Source organism: Xanthomonas floridensis, from assembly GCF_001642575.1.
In the GTDB taxonomy this organism is placed as follows: domain Bacteria; phylum Pseudomonadota; class Gammaproteobacteria; order Xanthomonadales; family Xanthomonadaceae; genus Xanthomonas; species Xanthomonas floridensis.
The window spans coordinates 40,636-56,032 of record NZ_LXNG01000017.1; the positions used below are offsets into that span (position 1 = coordinate 40,636).

At 67.0% G+C, this 15,397-nt stretch carries 14 protein-coding genes and 1 other RNA gene; 4 read left to right on the plus strand and 11 right to left on the minus strand.

Going from position 1 to position 15,397, the window contains the following annotated elements; all coding sequences use genetic code 11:
* Positions 1 to 21 precede the first annotated feature (21 nt).
* The 4 genes from A7D17_RS11050 to A7D17_RS11065 all read left to right on the plus strand — a co-directional run bounded on the left by A7D17_RS11050 (position 22) and on the right by A7D17_RS11065 (position 2,742).
* Positions 22 to 94, plus strand: a non-coding RNA gene (locus tag A7D17_RS11050) — sX9 sRNA.
* 232 nt (positions 95 to 326) lie between these two features.
* The gene (locus A7D17_RS11055; protein WP_064509125.1) at positions 327 to 1,079 is read left to right on the plus strand and encodes an S-methyl-5'-thioinosine phosphorylase; all 753 of its coding nucleotides are present in this window, start codon (positions 327 to 329) and stop codon (positions 1,077 to 1,079) included.
* 87 nt (positions 1,080 to 1,166) lie between these two features.
* The gene (cspE, locus tag A7D17_RS11060) at positions 1,167 to 1,373 is read left to right on the plus strand and encodes a transcription antiterminator/RNA stability regulator CspE (RefSeq protein ID WP_003488188.1); all 207 of its coding nucleotides are present in this window, start codon (positions 1,167 to 1,169) and stop codon (positions 1,371 to 1,373) included.
* A 97-nt stretch (positions 1,374 to 1,470) separates the two neighbouring features.
* A complete protein-coding gene (locus A7D17_RS11065; protein ID WP_064509126.1) occupies positions 1,471 to 2,742 on the plus strand; it encodes an FAD-dependent oxidoreductase in 1,272 nt (423 codons plus the stop codon).
* Between the two features lie 394 nt (positions 2,743 to 3,136).
* On the opposite strand, the gene pdeM is transcribed toward A7D17_RS11065, so the two are convergent.
* The 11 genes from pdeM to A7D17_RS11120 all read right to left on the minus strand — a co-directional run bounded on the left by pdeM (position 3,137) and on the right by A7D17_RS11120 (position 15,304).
* Positions 3,137 to 3,781 carry a ligase-associated DNA damage response endonuclease PdeM gene (gene pdeM / locus A7D17_RS11070; RefSeq protein ID WP_064509127.1) on the minus strand — a complete coding sequence of 215 codons (645 nt, stop codon included), beginning with the start codon at positions 3,779 to 3,781 and terminating at the stop codon, positions 3,137 to 3,139.
* Entirely contained in the window at positions 3,771 to 6,272 is a 2,502-nt protein-coding gene (locus A7D17_RS11075) for a ligase-associated DNA damage response DEXH box helicase (protein WP_064509128.1), read from the minus strand. The genes pdeM and A7D17_RS11075 overlap by 11 nt, the downstream gene beginning before the upstream one ends.
* Entirely contained in the window at positions 6,269 to 7,873 is a 1,605-nt protein-coding gene (locus A7D17_RS11080; protein WP_064509129.1) for an ATP-dependent DNA ligase, read from the minus strand. Before A7D17_RS11080 ends, A7D17_RS11075 begins: the two co-directional genes overlap by 4 nt.
* Positions 7,870 to 8,103, minus strand: a complete 234-nt coding sequence (locus A7D17_RS11085) for a hypothetical protein (RefSeq protein WP_064509130.1) — start codon at positions 8,101 to 8,103, stop codon at positions 7,870 to 7,872. Before A7D17_RS11085 ends, A7D17_RS11080 begins: the two co-directional genes overlap by 4 nt.
* Positions 8,100 to 9,110, minus strand: coding sequence for a ligase-associated DNA damage response exonuclease (locus A7D17_RS11090; RefSeq protein ID WP_064509131.1), 1,011 nt, complete (start codon positions 9,108 to 9,110; stop codon positions 8,100 to 8,102). Before A7D17_RS11090 ends, A7D17_RS11085 begins: the two co-directional genes overlap by 4 nt.
* A 989-nt stretch (positions 9,111 to 10,099) precedes the next feature.
* A complete protein-coding gene (locus A7D17_RS23640; protein ID WP_064509132.1) occupies positions 10,100 to 10,465 on the minus strand; it encodes a hypothetical protein in 366 nt (121 codons plus the stop codon).
* Positions 10,462 to 11,052, minus strand: coding sequence for a bactofilin family protein (locus A7D17_RS11100; protein ID WP_064509133.1), 591 nt, complete (start codon positions 11,050 to 11,052; stop codon positions 10,462 to 10,464). Before A7D17_RS11100 ends, A7D17_RS23640 begins: the two co-directional genes overlap by 4 nt.
* A 97-nt stretch (positions 11,053 to 11,149) precedes the next feature.
* Positions 11,150 to 12,859 (minus strand): diguanylate cyclase, encoded by a 1,710-nt coding sequence (locus A7D17_RS11105; RefSeq protein WP_064509134.1) that lies wholly within the window; start codon positions 12,857 to 12,859, stop codon positions 11,150 to 11,152.
* A gap of 250 nt (positions 12,860 to 13,109) precedes the next feature.
* Positions 13,110 to 13,436: an XAC1346 family secretion chaperone gene (locus tag A7D17_RS11110; protein WP_064509135.1), complete on the minus strand. Its 327-nt coding sequence runs from the start codon at positions 13,434 to 13,436 to the stop codon at positions 13,110 to 13,112.
* 228 nt (positions 13,437 to 13,664) lie between these two features.
* Entirely contained in the window at positions 13,665 to 14,006 is a 342-nt protein-coding gene (locus A7D17_RS11115; protein WP_029221720.1) for a hypothetical protein, read from the minus strand.
* Between the two features lie 122 nt (positions 14,007 to 14,128).
* Positions 14,129 to 15,304 carry a thiolase family protein gene (locus A7D17_RS11120; protein WP_064509136.1) on the minus strand — a complete coding sequence of 392 codons (1,176 nt, stop codon included), beginning with the start codon at positions 15,302 to 15,304 and terminating at the stop codon, positions 14,129 to 14,131.
* Positions 15,305 to 15,397: the final 93 nt, after the last annotated feature.

Here is a 15,397-nt window from a genome sequence, read left to right on the forward strand (position 1 = left end):
GTGGCCGGTGCTCGGTGCGGCATGCATCACTCCTGCATTCTGGTTCCAGACGCGCTGTCCACACTCACCGGCTGCTGGCTACGTTTTGTTAGCCGCCCCAGGTCCACGCGGCGCGGCCGAGTGTGTCGACTGCGCTCAAAGCCTGGGCAGTGCGTGGACGACGTTCAACGCCGCGCGTGCCGAGCTGGGAGTGCGCAGAGCGCAGTCGCGCATGTTCAATAGCGACACCGACAGCCTGGTCGGCGTCGTTGGTCCTGGCCCGCCACTGCGCGGGCAACCTGGCGCGCCTCGCGCGCATCCACGTCCGTTCTTAGCAGAGGTCGCCCATGTCCCCCAATTCCATCGCCTTGGCCGTCATCGGCGGCACCGGTGTCTACAAGCTTGCGCAACTCGACGACGTGCAGACGCATGAGCTCGACACCCCGTACGGCGCACCGTCCGGGCCGATCCGTGTCGGCATGTTGCTCGGCCATCGCGTGGCGTTCCTGGCCCGGCACGGCGAGGGGCATTCGCTGCCGCCGCACAAGGTCAACTACCGCGCAAACATCGCTGCGCTGCAGCAAATTGGTGCTTCGCGCGTGCTTGCGCTCAACACGGTGGGCGGCATCACCGACCAGTTTGGACCGCGCGTGCTGGCGTGCCCGGACCAACTGATCGACTACACCTGGGGCCGCATTTCCACCTTCTGCGAAGAGCCGGGGAGCGAGGTGCAGCACGTGGATTTCGGCCACCCGTACTCGCCGATGTTCCGCAGCAAGGTGATCGCCGCCGCGAAAGTAACCGGCGTCTCGCTGGTCGCGGGCGGATGCTACGGCGCAACGCAGGGACCGCGCTTGGAAACGATTGCAGAGATCGCGCGCATGCGCCGCGACGGCTGCGACCTGGTCGGTATGACCGGCATGCCCGAAGCCGGGCTGGCGCGCGAAAAAGGCCTGGAATATGCGTGTCTGGCGATCGTGGCCAACTGGGCAGCCGGGTGTGGCGACGCCCAGGAGATCACCATGGCGGAGGTGTTGGCCAACGTGGATGCGGCCTCGTCCGGGCTACCGGAGCTGATTGGCGAACTTGCACGCGGGTGATTGTCATCGGGGCATAAGCTTTGCATACTCGGCGCGTACGCACCGCCGTACACCACCCATTAATTATTGCAAAGGTCTCGCATCACCATGCCGAACGGTACCGTCAAGTGGTTCAACGACGCCAAGGGATTTGGCTTCATCTCACCGGAGGACGGCAGCGCCGATGTCTTCGCGCACTTCTCCGCGATCAACTCCAAGGGCTTCCGCAGCCTGCAGGAAGGCCAGCGCGTCAGCTATGACGTGACCCAGGGCCCCAAGGGTGCCCAGGCTTCGAACATCACGCCGGTCGAGTAAGCTGACTCGATTGTGCGGTTGAAGAACCCCGCCATGGCGGGGTTTTTTTTGCGCCGGCCCGTGCGGGGGCGGCAAGAGCAGAACAGAGTCAGGAACGATGCAACGGACATTGCGGATTGCGGTAGTGGGCTATGGAACGGCGGGTCAGGCCTTGGCGGTGCTGCTGGGTGCCGACGGCCATCAATTGGATGTCTTCGAACGTGCTGCGGCACCTGGACCGGTTGGCGCCGGCTTCCTGTTGCAGCCCAGCGGCCTGCAGGTGCTGTGGAAGATGGGCTTGTTGTCGCAAGCCCTGGCTCATGGTGCGCCGGTGCGGCGGCTCTACGGCGAAACACCCTGCGGGCGCGCAGTGATGGACATGCAGTACCGCGACCTGGACCCGCGACTGATGGGGCTGGGCATGCAGCGCGGAGCGTTGTTCTCGCTGTTGTGCGATGCCTGGCCCGAATACGCGCAGCTGCACACCGATACGCAGATCACTGCGATCGACCATGACGGAACGCGCGTGCAGGACCAGCGCGGGCAATGGCACGGTCCTTACGATCTGATCATTGCGGCCGATGGTTCGGCATCGACACTGCGTGCGCAGGTGCAAGGCACGCGGCTGGACCGGGTATACCCGTGGGGGGCGTTGTGGTGCCTGCTGCCGCGCGAGGACTGGCCGTTCGTGGACGAGCTGCGTCAGCGCTATATCGGCGCACGCAAGATGATCGGGTTGCTGCCGGTCGGAACGCGGCCGGGAGACGATACTCCGCGCCTGAGTTTTTTCTGGAGCCTGCCATGCACCGATTTCGCTGCATGGGAACAACGCGGCATCGATGCCTGGCGCGAGGAAGTGGCGCAGATGTGGCCCGATGCGATCACGCGCCTGCAGACGGTGCAGGTCCATACCGCGCTGGCACGCGCCAGTTACCGCGATGCGGTGATGACGCGTTGGCATCGCGGGCGTTTCGTATTGGCCGGCGATGCCGCACATGCGATGAGTCCGCAGCTGGGTCAGGGAGTGAACATGGCGTTGCTGGATGCGCTGGCAATGCGCGACGCGCTGCGCGCCGGGGCCGATCTGGATGACGCCTTGCTGCACTACCAGCGCGAACGCCAGGCGCATGTGGCGATCTATCACCGCTGGAGCCGCTGGCTGACGCCGCTGTTTCAATCCGAGCGCGATCTGTGGGCCTACGGGCGTGACCTGTTGCTGCAACCGATGGGCCGCGTGCCGGGCGGGCGTGGACACATGTTGCGTGTGCTCAGCGGTACCCAGCATGGCTGGTTCGGCAAGCTGGCGTTGGCGCCGGAGTTTGTGGAGGCGCTATCGCAGCCGTTGCCGCAACCGATCGGCAATGTCGGCGACTCGGTAGTGGCGCGTTAGCGCGTGGCCGGTATTGGAGCGGTCGACAAAAGGTAGCCAGCGGCTTTCAGGTGGCGCGCAGGAACGTGTGTGCAGGAGAGGAGTATCTCCGCACTCCGATGACGGTCCGCGCCTGCGTGGCCGCTGCGCAGGTGTTTGTGGCTGCTCCTGGTCGGCGCGATGTCGGCCGGGTCGGTGCGCGAATGGAACGGCAGTCCGTGTCCGCATACACCGCCGATCCATTCCATCGCAGGGATGGACGAGCAACTGCGGTACACATGGGCGTGTCCGACCGACGCATGTCTGGCCGACCAGCTGGGAAGGAGCAGCCAGCGCCGGGCTGCAACCCCGCACGGCCAACGATCGAGCCGACCAAGGGCGCCGCACCCGCACCCGCACCCGCCGCAGCGCCGCGTCAGCGCACCGGCAAGGCCACCGCATCGCCTTCCACGCATGCAACCAGACGCTCGCCCTGGATCAGGGTCGGCACCACGCCGGCGGTGAAATGCGAAAACGCCGGCAGGATCGTCACCTTTTCGCGCAACCAGAACGCCGGCCAGCGCCGCGACAGCCCGGGCAGTGCCGCCAGCGGATGCAGATGCCCGCACAGCACATGGCCGGTGGGGTGTGGCAGCGGATCGTGGCGCAGCACGAACGGGCCGTCTTCGACCTGTTCGCCGGCTGCTTCGATATGCAGGTCCGCACCCGCCAGGGCGCGATCGTGATTGCCGCGGATCGCGATTACGCGCAGGCTGCAGTGCTGTTCGCGCCAGGCGCTCCAGCGCCGATGCCAGGCCGCACGCGGTGCCGGCCCATGCAGCAGGTCGCCCAGGATCCATAGTGCGTCCACCTCGCGTTGAGCGAGCAAGGCATCCAGCCGGTCCAGATCATGCGCGGTGCCGCCTGCCGGCAGCCCGATGCCGGCACGCCGGAACACATCGGCCTTGCCCAGATGCAGGTCGGCAATCAGCAAGGCGCGTCGCGCCGGCCGGTACAGCGCGCGTTCGCCGAGCAGTTCCACGGTTTCACCGCCCAGCTGCAGCTGCACGCTATCGCCCATGCTTGCGCTCCAGTTGTTCGGCGGCGCGCAACACGCGCGCTTTCCAGTCTTCGGTGCTCAGCTGGCCACGCACGCGCTCGGCCCACAGCGGAAACGACAACGGGGTGAGGCTGCGTGGCGTGCACAGGCGCAGCTCGCGCCGGGCGCAGTCCTCCAGCGCATGCGCCAGGCGCGCCAGTTCCAGCTGGCCTTCGAACACCTCGCGTTCGGCTTGCGCCAGCAGCAGATGGTCGGGATCGAAGCGCTGCAGAACGTCGTAGAGCAAACCGCTGGAGGCCTGCAGCTGGCGCAGGCTGCGCGGTGCGCGGCCGGGCAACGATGGCGACAACAGGCCGGCCACGCGTGCGATCTCGCGGAATTGGCGGCGTGCCAGCTCGCCCAGGTTGAGGCTGTCGCGCAGATCGTCGAACAGACCAACCGGGGATAACAGCGCCTGCAACAGGCCAGCATCGATCTCGACGTCCTGCGCCGGCGAGAGCACGAAGCCGTAATCGTTGGCGGCGAAGCTGAAGGTATTGCGCTGGCGGCGGCCCCAGCGTGCGGCCAACAGCGCGGCCAACCCTTCGTTGACCTGGCGGCCGGCAAACGGATACACGAACACGTGCCGGCCATCGCGCGCCTTGATGCTTTCCACCAGCAGATGGTTCGGGCCGGGTAATGCAGACAGCGTGGCCTGCAGCTGCACCAGCGGCGCCAGCGCCTGCATCTCCGGCGCCTCGCCGGGGTCGGCAAATAGCGCTTCCACTTCGCGCCCCAATGCCGACGACAGCGGCATGCGCCCGCCCATCCATTTGGGCACCACACCGCTGCCGCCTTTTGCCACGCGTACATACGCGGTCATGTCTTCCAGGCGCACCAGCTCCAGCAGCCGGCCGGCGAACTGGAAACGGTCGCCGCGACGCAGGCGGCCGACGAACTGCTCTTCCACCGCACCCAGCCGGCCGCCACGCAGGAACTGCACGCGCACGCTGCCGTCGCTGGTGATGGTGCCGATGGACAGCCGATGGCGCAGCGCAACGCGCCGATCGGTGACGCGGTAGATGCCATCGTCGTCGCGTACCACCTTGTGGAAATCCGGGTAATGCGCCAACGCGCTGCCGCCTTGCACGATGAAATCGAGCACTGCAGTCCAGGTGGCCGGGTCCAGTGCGGCGAAGGCATCGGTGCCGCGGACTTGCGCGAACAAGGCATCGGCATCGAAGCCGCCGCCGAGCGCAAGGGTCACACAGTGCTGCGCCAGCACGTCCAGCGACAGCCGCGGCGGCGGCCGCGCTTCGATGTGGCCATGGGCAATCGCACGACGCGCAGCGGCGTACTCCACCAGCTCCAGCGCATGCGAGGGCACGCACACCACGTGGCCGGATTCGCCGGGCCGGTGACGCGCGCGGCCGGCGCGTTGCAGCAACCGCGCAATGCCCTTGGGGCTGCCGACCTGCAGCACCTGATCCACCGCCGGAAAATCCACGCCCAGATCCAGGCTGGAGGTGGCGACCACACAGCGCAAGCTGCCATCGCGCAGCCCTTGCTCGGCGGCCGTGCGCAAGCTCGGGTCCAGCGAGCCGTGGTGCAGCGCCAGCGTGGCCAGATCGTCTGGCCACACTGCGCTCAGGGCCTGATGCCACAGCTCGGCCTGTGCGCGCGTATTGGTAAACACCAGGCTGGTGCCGTGCTGCAGGATCTTCTGCAGCACGCGCGCCAGTTGCGCCAGGCCCAGGTGGCCGGCCCACGGAAAGCGCTCGCCGCTGTCGGGCAGCAGCGTCTCCAGCGTCATGGCACGTGGCCTGACGCCGGACACCAGTGCGGCATGGGGCAGATGCGGCAGCAGCACGTCGCGTGCCTGCGCCAGATTGCCCAAGGTGGCCGACAGGCCCCAGATACGCAGGGTCGGCGTCCAGCCGCGCAGGCGCGCCAGGCACAGCTGCAGCAGCACGCCACGCTTGTTGCCCAGCAGCTCGTGCCATTCGTCCACGATCACGCAGCGCAACGCCGACAGCTGCGGCGCGGTGTCCGGGTACGACAGCAACAGGGCGAGCGATTCGGGCGTGGTGACCAGCACATCAAGCTTGCCGCTGCGTGCCAGGCGCTTGTCGCGCGCGCTGGCATCGCCGGTACGCAGGCCCACCTGCCAATCCAGGCCCAAGGCATCCACCGGTTCACGCAGCGCACGCGCGGTGTCGGCGGCCAGTGCACGCAGTGGCGTGATCCAGAGTACCTGCAGCGTGCGTTGTTGCTGCCGGCGCGCGCTGGCTGCGGGCCTGGCGGATCGTGCCGCTGGTTTGCGTCCGCGCGCGGCCAGCGCTTCCAGCAGCGGACCGCCGAAGGCCGCCAGCGTCTTGCCGCTACCGGTGGGGGTATGCAGCAACCCGGATTCGCCGTCGAGATAGCGCTTCCAGACATCGCGCTGGAACGGCAGCGGCGCCCAGCCGCGCTGCGCGAACCAGGCGCGCCATTGCTGCAGCGGCGTAGCACGCAGTTGCTGCGGTACCGTCACCGCGCCAGTGCCTGCAGGCTGCTCAGATGGTCGGCCTCGGCAAACGGCTTGTCGTGCCGCCAGCGCAGGATACGCGGGAAGCGCACAGCAATGCCCGACTTGTGGCGCGCGCTGCGGTTCACCGCTTCAAATCCCAGCTCGAACACGTGATGCGGGCTCACCGCACGCACCGGCCCGAAACGTTCGGTGGTATTGGCGCGAATCCAGCGGTCCAGCTGCAGGATCTCGGTATCGTCCAGGCCCGAATAGGCCTTGGCGATCGGCACCAGCTGACCGGCGTGCCAGAGTCCGAAGGTGTAGTCGGTGTACAGCGTGCTGCGCCGGCCATGGCCGGCCTGGGCATACAGCAGCACTGCATCGATGGTGAGCGGGTCGATCTTCCACTTCCACCAGTCGCCGCGGCGTCGCCCGGCCTGGTACACCGAGTTGGCGCGCTTGAGCATCAGGCCTTCCACGCCGCGTTCGCGCGCTTGCACGCGCAGCTGTGCGGCGGCCTGCCAATCGTTGGCCTGGACCAGCGGCGAGGCAACGATGCGCGAATCGTCGAGCGTGGTGAGCACGCCCTCCAGCAGTGCGCGCCGCTCATGCAAAGAACGCTCGCGCAGATCCACGCCGTCCAGCTCGAGCAGGTCGTAGGCCACCACGCGTGCAGGCGCGGCCGCCAATGTCTTGGGCCCAGGCTTGAGCCGCTGGATGCGCGTCTGCAAGGCAGTGAACGCCATCGGCAGCGGTTGCTCGGGCTGCCAGGCCAGCAGCTCGCCATCGATGACGGTCCCATCGGGCAACTGCAGCGCCGCCTGTTCGATCTCCGGGAAGCGGCCATCCAGGCGTTCCTCGCCACGCGACCACAGGGCGGCTTCGCCAGCGCGCCGGATCAGCTGCAGGCGGATGCCGTCCCATTTCCATTCCAGCAGCCAGTCGTCGATGGCGCCCAGCGTGTCCACATCCGCCTCCAGCGGGGAGGCGAGAAAGAACGGGTAGGGCTGCTGGCGGTCGCCGGGCAGCTCCTCGCTGGTCAACAGATCGGCCAGGTAGGTGGGATGCGGGCGCCAGCTGCCCAGCATGCGTTGCGCGATCCGGGCGATGTCCACGCCCGACAACTCGGCCAGCGCCTGTTGCACCAGCCGCTGCGAGACGCCCACGCGCAGGGCGCCGGTCAGCAGTTTGTTGAACACCAGGCGCTCGTCGAAAGCCAGGCTGCGCCAGGCCTGCACGATGCACGCCTTGCGCACGTCCACGTCCTGATTGGCGATCGGCAACAGCCGCTGTTCGATCCAGTCGGCCAGCGGCAGATCGGCCGCTTCGGTGGCCGGGTCGTCGAGCAGCAATGCCAGCGTTTCGGCCAGATCGCCCACGTGGTCGTAGCTGTCGGCCACCAGCCAGTCGGCGATCCCGGCGGTGTCGGTGATCCATTCGCGCAACTCGCCGCTGCTGGCAATGCGCATGCGGCTGCTGGCGACCTTGCCGCCGGCCAGCAGGTAAAGCGCCCATGCTGCATCCAGCGGAGCGGCGTCGCGAAAATAGGCGACCAGCGCGGCACGCTTGTCGAGCGTGCCGGTGCTGCGATCCAGGGTGCGGTACAGCGCAGCAAACCGCTTCACGGCAGTGCCTGCGCCGTAGCGTGTCGGTCGGCCGCGCGCAGCTCCAGCGCGCGGCGCGTGAATGCAGCCAGCGTGCGTGGGCGGCGCTGCGGCCGGGGTGGGCCGATGACGGCGGCCGGCGCGCTGCGGTACACGCGAAAAGCCAGCGCATGCCGGCGGAACGCCAGTGCGCCGCTCAGACGAATGCGCGGACGTGCGCGCGTATACCGGCGTGCGGGGAGCGGGTTCATTCTTCGGCTCCAAAGTCGGTGCGGAAGGCTTCGGCTGCGACACCGCGCTCACGCAGGTGCTGGATCAGTGCATCGGTATTGCCATGGGTGGCGATCACGCGGCGAGCGCCGGTGTCTTCGATGGTGCGCAACAGGTCCGGCCAATCGGCGTGGTCGGACACCACGAAGCCGCGGTCGTAATTGCGTCGCCGCCGGTTGCCGCGGATGCGCATCCAGCCGGAGGCGAATCCCTGCTGCGCATGCCGGAAGCGGCGGATCCAGGTGCTGCCCGCGGCCGAAGGCGGTGCCAGCACCAGCTGGCCGGCATAGTCGGCACCGCGCGCATGCTCACTGACCGGCTGGGTGTCCAGCATCGCGATGCCTGCCTGGCGATACACCTCCACGCCGGTAGCGATCGCGCCATGCAGCAACGCCGGTTGCGTGTCCCAGGCGGCTAGCTCGGCCAGCACACGCTGCGCCTTGCCCAGCGCGTAGCAATACAGGATGGCGGCCTCGCCGCGCTCGGCGCATTCGTGGCGCCAGGCGACGATGTCGGCGGCAACGTCCGAGGTGTCCGGCCAGCGATACACCGGCAGGCCGAACGTCGCTTCGGTGATGAAGGTGTCGCACGGCACCACCTCGAAAGGCTTGCAGGTGGGATCGTGCTGGCGCTTGTAGTCGCCCGAGGCCACCCAGACTTCGCCATCCACTTCGATGCGAACCTGCGCCGAGCCCAGCACGTGTCCGGCCGGATGCAGCGACACGCGGGCACGTCCCAACGTAAACGCTTCACCATCGGCGTGCGTGTGATAGGCCTGTTCGCCAAGCCGCCACTGCAGGATCGGCAGGCTCTCGCGGGTGCAGTGGTACTCGCCCATGCCGCTGCGCGCGTGGTCGCCATGCCCATGGGTAATCACCGCGCGCGGCACCGGCCGCCAGGGATCGATGTGGAAGTCGCCCTGTGGGCAATACAGCCCTTCGGGTCCCAATACCACCAGATCGCCGCGTGTGTCGTTGCCGTTATGCATGGTCCAACTCTGGCCAAGCCGATGTGCAGATCCTGAGAATGGGGAATGGATGCAGGCGGATGGGACGCGCTGGGTGCCGCCTGGACGGGTGGACGAACGCTGCATCGATGACGCGGGCACGATTCTGTGCCGGGTGCCGGGTGCCGGGTGCCGGTGCGATGCACCAGGCACGCTACGAGGTGCGAGGTGCGAGAGTTTTGCCGGCATCGTCGCGCCGCTCATGCTCGCAAGCTCGCATGCACCGGAGTTCTGCGGCGTCACCTGTCGCGAGGGCGATAACCATGGATACTGCATCGGGGCATGCCACGACGGTCCGCTTCAAGCAACGCAACAGGCGCGACAGCGAATCGACATCGGCATTTGTCTGCCTGCGACTGCATCGGTGTCAGACGTCACTTCCTGCCGCGTCCCCGATCGCGTGACGCCAGCCGTCAAGCACAACGCGTCGCCAGTCGTGCGTTGCCGTGCGGCCTGATGCACTGGTGACAGGCAATCAGGCACCAGCAGACGCGTCGCAAGACCCGTCGCTCAAGGGGTTTCAAGTGGCCTCGCTATCGTGCGGGTGGGCGTGGGCCAGCCATCGCTGCTGATTGGACGGCATCACCGGTGCTGGGATGCCGGTCTTAGATGCGGGGATCTGGAAATCGGGATTTTTCGACGGTGCGAACCGCCTCTTGTAACAAGTAATGCGCAGTACGCATTGATCTGCATGCGACAAGTAGCTGAACTGCTGAACAGCAGTACCAAGTTGCAAACAGACAAGTTGCAAACAGGCAAGTGGCGACAAGCAAGTCAATAGCGACAAGCAGGCAGCAAAGCACGGTCAAGCGAAAGGCATTACCTGCATCTGGGTCGCATGGGACATCATCGCGCAGCCATCGAGAGTGAGGCGATGCACCGCGCGTACTGACAGGGCAGCGGCCAGTTCTTCTCCAGAGCGCTCGCGCAACCGGGCAACGGATCCAGCGCTGGTCCCGCACTCGCTCGAGCTAATGCCGCGTGCGCCGCCCAGGCGCACGCACGGCCGTCGCTTCCACTGCCAGGGTGAAGCCGCGTTCTTCGCCGCCCAGCATCGCGCCCACGTCGACGACCTGGCGGCGGATCTCCTCGCCTTTGCCATTGCGCACGATCACGACCACCGTGTATTCCCACGGATCGCCATCGGCAGGATGGCGAATGGTGCCGTCGACCTTGAGCGGCACGATCGGCGCCGGCTGCGCGTGCTGCGCAGCCGCCGAGTCGAAGCGCAGGTGGTGCTTGCAGGCCGGGCAGACGCTGGCGCTTTCCAGGATCGTGGCCTTGCAATGCGGGCAGCTGCGGGTAGCGCCGGGCGTGCCCGGGCGGGGTGCACTCATACGGCGCCGCTGTCGTCACCGCCGCTGGTGCCGGATGCGCCACTGCCGCCACTGCCGTTCGTCTTGCTGCCACCGCCCGGCTTGGCCGCATCCTCGCCCCAGCCGAAATCCGCCTGGCCGCGCATCCGCGCACCCGAGGCCACGGTGAGGCTGCCGGCCTTGACGTCGCCGACCAGCACGCCGGAAGTCTGCAACTCCACCTGCGCGGCCGATTCGATATTGCCTTCCAGCTCACCGGCAATGATGACCTTGTTGGCGCGCACGCCGCCGTTGAGCTTGGCGCCGCGTTCGATGGTGAGGTCGCCCTTGACGTTGACATCGCCCTTGAAGCGGCCGGCCAGACGGACATGGCCGGCGCCCTCGATCTTGCCCTCGATGCTGATATCGGCGGCGATCAGCGACTCCTTGGCCTCGCTCTGCCGCGGCGACGGTGTGGCCGTGGGCGCCACGCTGGGCGTGGCGGTGGCCGGCACGGGCTGGGCCGGGCTGGCGTCTGCGGTGAACAGCCGTCCGTCGGCGGCCGGAACCTCTGGGGCAGGGGGAACGCCGTCTTTCTTGTTGGGACCTTGATCGCGCCACATCGACATCGGATTGCCTCGCTTCGGGGGTCGAAGCCGACTATCGCCGCGTCAATCGATCTTTTTTGTGACAGCGCGCGCAATCCAGGATCGACGCGGTGCGTGCTCAGTCCAGCGCAGGCATTCCGGCGCCATGGCGCTCGACCCGATTGCGTCCCCGATGCTTGGCCGCATACAGCGCGGCATCGGCCTTCTGGATCAGGCTGGCGCCCAGTTCGCCATCGGCCGGGAAGCTGGCCACGCCGATGGAGGCGGTCACCCGCGGCAACGCACGCTGGCCGTCGCTGACCGCCAGCGCCGCGATATGGCCACGGATCTGCTCGGCCACGCGCATCGCCTCGTCGCCATCGGCCTCGGGCAGGATCACGGTGAATTCCTCGCCACCGTAGCGGCAGGCCACGTCCTCGGCGCGCAGGCGGGTCAGCAGCAATTCGCCCACTGCAGCCAGCAGCAGGTCGCCGCCGGCATGCCCCTGGCTGTCGTTGAACTGCTTGAAATGGTCGACATCCAGCATCAGCACCGATAGCGGCAGCCCGCGGCGCGCGCAGCGCGCCAGCTCATGGCTGAGCGACTCTTCCAGGTAGCGGCGGTTGTACAGGCCGGTCAGCGCATCGCGGATCGATTGCCGGCGCAGCGATTCGCGCAGGCGCAGATTGCTCAACGCCAGCGACAGCTGCTCGGCCGCCGCTTCGGCGATCTCCAGCCGCGGCATCGGCCCCGGGCCAGGCGAGGACAGAAACAGGAAGCCGAGTTGAGTGCCCTGCGCCGACATCGGCAGGCACGCGGTGCTGACGGGCAGGTCGGTGTCGGGTATTTCGATATGCGCGCACACCGCATCCCGGTGCAGGTCGTCGACGAGATGCGGCTGGCCGCGGCGCAAGGCCCAGCATTCTTCCGGCAACAGGTGCGGGGCGCTTTGTACCAGCGGTTCGCCCCAGTGGCTGATCGCCTCGGCACGGTCCTGCGAGGCGCGCAGCAGGTACACGCTTCCGGCAACGCCGGGCAACAGGCTGGCCAGGGTGCGGCTGGTGACCACCAATGCTTCCTCTGCACTGATGCAGCTCTGCAGCAGCCCGGTATAGCGGCTGAGCAGGTTGAGATCGGCGGTACTGCGCTGCAGCGCGCCAACGCTATCGCCCAGCTCGCGGTTGGCCTGCGCAGCCAGGCGTTCGGCCTGCGCCCGATGGCGCAATTCGCGCATCAGCAAGGCATACACCGCGCCGACCACCAACAGCCCGAACGGAATGCCGGCCAGTGCCAGTACCAGCAGCAAGGTGGCGCTCTGCCGGCTGCTTTCGGCGCGTTGTGCCAGTAGTTCCTGTTCGCGCTGCACCATCGTCAGCGCCTGCTCGCGGATGGCGCTGGTGGTCCGGAACGCGGTCTGCCGGATGTTCGCACGTGCCGGCTCCAGGCCGCTCTGCGCGTAAACATCCAGCACCCGCTGAATCTGCTGCAGCCGCGTCTGCACCAGGGCCTGCAACTGGTCCAGATGCTGCTCCTGCGCGGGGTTGTCGACGATCAGCCGGCGCAGGTTGGCGAGCAGGATCGGCAGGCGCTCAACGCTGGTCTGGTAATCCAGCAGGTAGGCGTCGTTGCCGGTCAGCAGGAAGCCGCGCTGCGCCGATTCGGCATCCAGCAACCGCGCCTGGATCTCGTCGACCCGGCCGATCACCTCATGCGTATGCGATACCAGCGCTGCATCGGCCAGCGAGCGACGTGCACCGACAAAGATGCCAACGCCGATGGCGATAAAGATCAGCGCAGAGAAGGCCAGCGCCAGCTGGTTGCGGCGGCGCGATGTAAAGGAAGAGGGCATAGCCGAATGCTAGCGTGCCAGCCTCGACAACACGAGCGCGATCCCGGCCGGAGACGTGCGCGCCGGCACGAAATGGCCGGCGCGCAAACGAAGTGATGCAACGAAATGGGAGTAGCTCTGGCGCCTTGTTGGCAAGCGTCCGTCATCAGAGATGGGCGGTGTGTTGACGCCCGGGTCCAGGCGATAGTCACACCGGCCTTCATGCGCTGGATGCGCGCTTGTGGATGAGCGCATCCAGCGTCAATTGCGCTCAGTGCTGGGGATGCTCGGCATCGTGCTTGTCGGCATTCTGCTCGGCCTTGTTGGCCATCTCGCGGGTCTTGTCGGCAGTGGCGTCGGCGGCATTGGCGGTGGCGCGGCTGGCGTCGGCGGCCAGCTCGCGTGCGGCGACACGTGCATCGGCAGTGGCGGCCTTGGCTTCCACGGCGGCGCGGTCGGCAGCCTGTTCGGTCGCGGCGGCAGCGTGCTTGGCGGCCGAGGCGGCGTCGCGGCGCGCCTGCTCGGCGTCAGGGCCCTGGCAGGCAGCAAGAGTGAGGGCAGCGATGGCGCTCAACGACAGCATGCGGATCGTCTTCATGGGTGGTCCTGTTCCTGTTCCGGTAGTGGAGAGCGGAGCTTAGGCAGGGGCCGATGCAGCCTGCGTCAAGGTGCAGCCTGCTACCCAATGCAGGCCAGTCAATAGATCTGTTGGCGATGCAGTGACGCATCCCTGGCGATCAGCAAAGAACCAGCGTGGATGACAGGCAAAGAAAAAGCCGCTGGAAACCAGCGGCTTTTTCCGAACGCGCTTAAAGCGAAGAAGTGATTACTTCTTGGCTTCTTCAGCGGTGTCCTTAGCAGCTTCGGCGGTGTTTTCAGCCGTCTTGGCAGCGTCGGCAGCCTGCTCAGCAGCAGCGTCGGTCGCGGCGCCGGAAGCAGCCTGGGCAGCGTCAGCAGCGGTATCGGCCGAAGCAGCGGCGGTGGTGGCAGCAGCCTGAGCGGCGTCAGCCGACTGCGAGCCCGAGGCAGCAGCCTGGTCGGCAGCGGTCTGAGCGTCGGCAGCAGCTTCGTTAGCCGAAGCAGCAGCGTCCTGAGCCTGTTCCGGCTTCGAGCAAGCGGTCAGGGCCAGGCCCAGAGCCATTGCGATCAGCAGCTTGTTGATGGTCATTGTTTCAATCCTCGTCGTTAGATTAGGCAACGCGCTATTGCGCGCCCCCGACATGATGACGGCCACAAGACGGGTGTCAAGCGCACGCGCATTCAGTTTTGCAAAATCGCCGTTAAAGGCTGTTAAATCAATTCGATAGCGATGGCGGTCGCTTCACCGCCGCCGATGCACAGCGTCGCGATCCCGCGCTTGCCTCCGCGCGTGCGCAACGCATTCACCAATGTCACCACCAATCGCGCACCGGATGCACCGATCGGATGACCCAGCGCGCAGGCACCGCCATGCACGTTGACCCTGTCGTGCGAAATCCCCAGCTCCTTGATCGGCGTCATCGCCACCACGGCGAAGGCTTCATTGATTTCGAACAGGTCCACCTGGTCCAGTTGCCAGCCGATCTTGCCGAGCAGCGACTGGATGGCCGCCACCGGCGCGGTGGTGAACCACTCGGGCGCCTGCGAGTGGGTGACATGGCCGACGATGCGTGCCAGCGGGGTCACGCCGCGACGTTGCGCGTCGTCGGCACTCATTAGCACGGTGATCGCGGCGCCGTCGGAAATACTCGACGAACTGGCCGCGGTCACGGTGCCGTCCTTCCTGAAGGCCGGTTTCAGGGTCGGGATCTTGGCCACGTCGGATTTGCCGGGCTGCTCATCGCGATCAACGATGACCTCGCCCTTGCGCGTGGCCACCGTGAAGGGAACGATTTCCTCGGCGAACGCGCCGCTGTGCTGTGCGGCCTGTGCACGTTCCACCGAGGCGATCGCGAATGCATCCTGGTCGGCGCGGCTGAAACCGAACTTTTCGGCAGTGGCTTCGCCGAACACGCCCATGGCCTGGCCGTCGTACGGGTTGGTCAGGCCGTCCCAGGCCATGTGGTCGACGGCCTGGAAATTGCCGTAGCGGTTACCGGTGCGCGAATTGGGCAGCAGATGCGGTGCGTTGCTCATCGACTCCATGCCGCCGGCGACCACGATGCTGGCCGAGCCGGCCTTGATCAGGTCGTGGCCGAACATGATGGCCTTCATGCCCGAGCCGCACACCTTGTTGATGGTGGTGGCGCCGGTCGAGGTCGGAATGCCTGCCGCGATGGCGGCCTGCCGCGCCGGCGCCTGGCCGAGATTGGCCGGCAGCACGCAGCCAACGATGACCTCGGAGACATCGGCCGGGGCGACCCCCGACTGCGCCAGCGCGCCTTCGATCGCGGCAGCGGCGAGCGCAGGTGCCGGCACTCCGTTGAATTGGCCGAGGAACGAGCCGATGGCGGTGCGTTTTGCAGCAACGATGACGATGTCGGACATGAGTGGATACCGTTTAAAGTGAAACGATTATCTGCCTCATGGCCGGATCACGCCAGCGCACGCCGTGCTGGAGCAAGTGCATGGCATACAGTA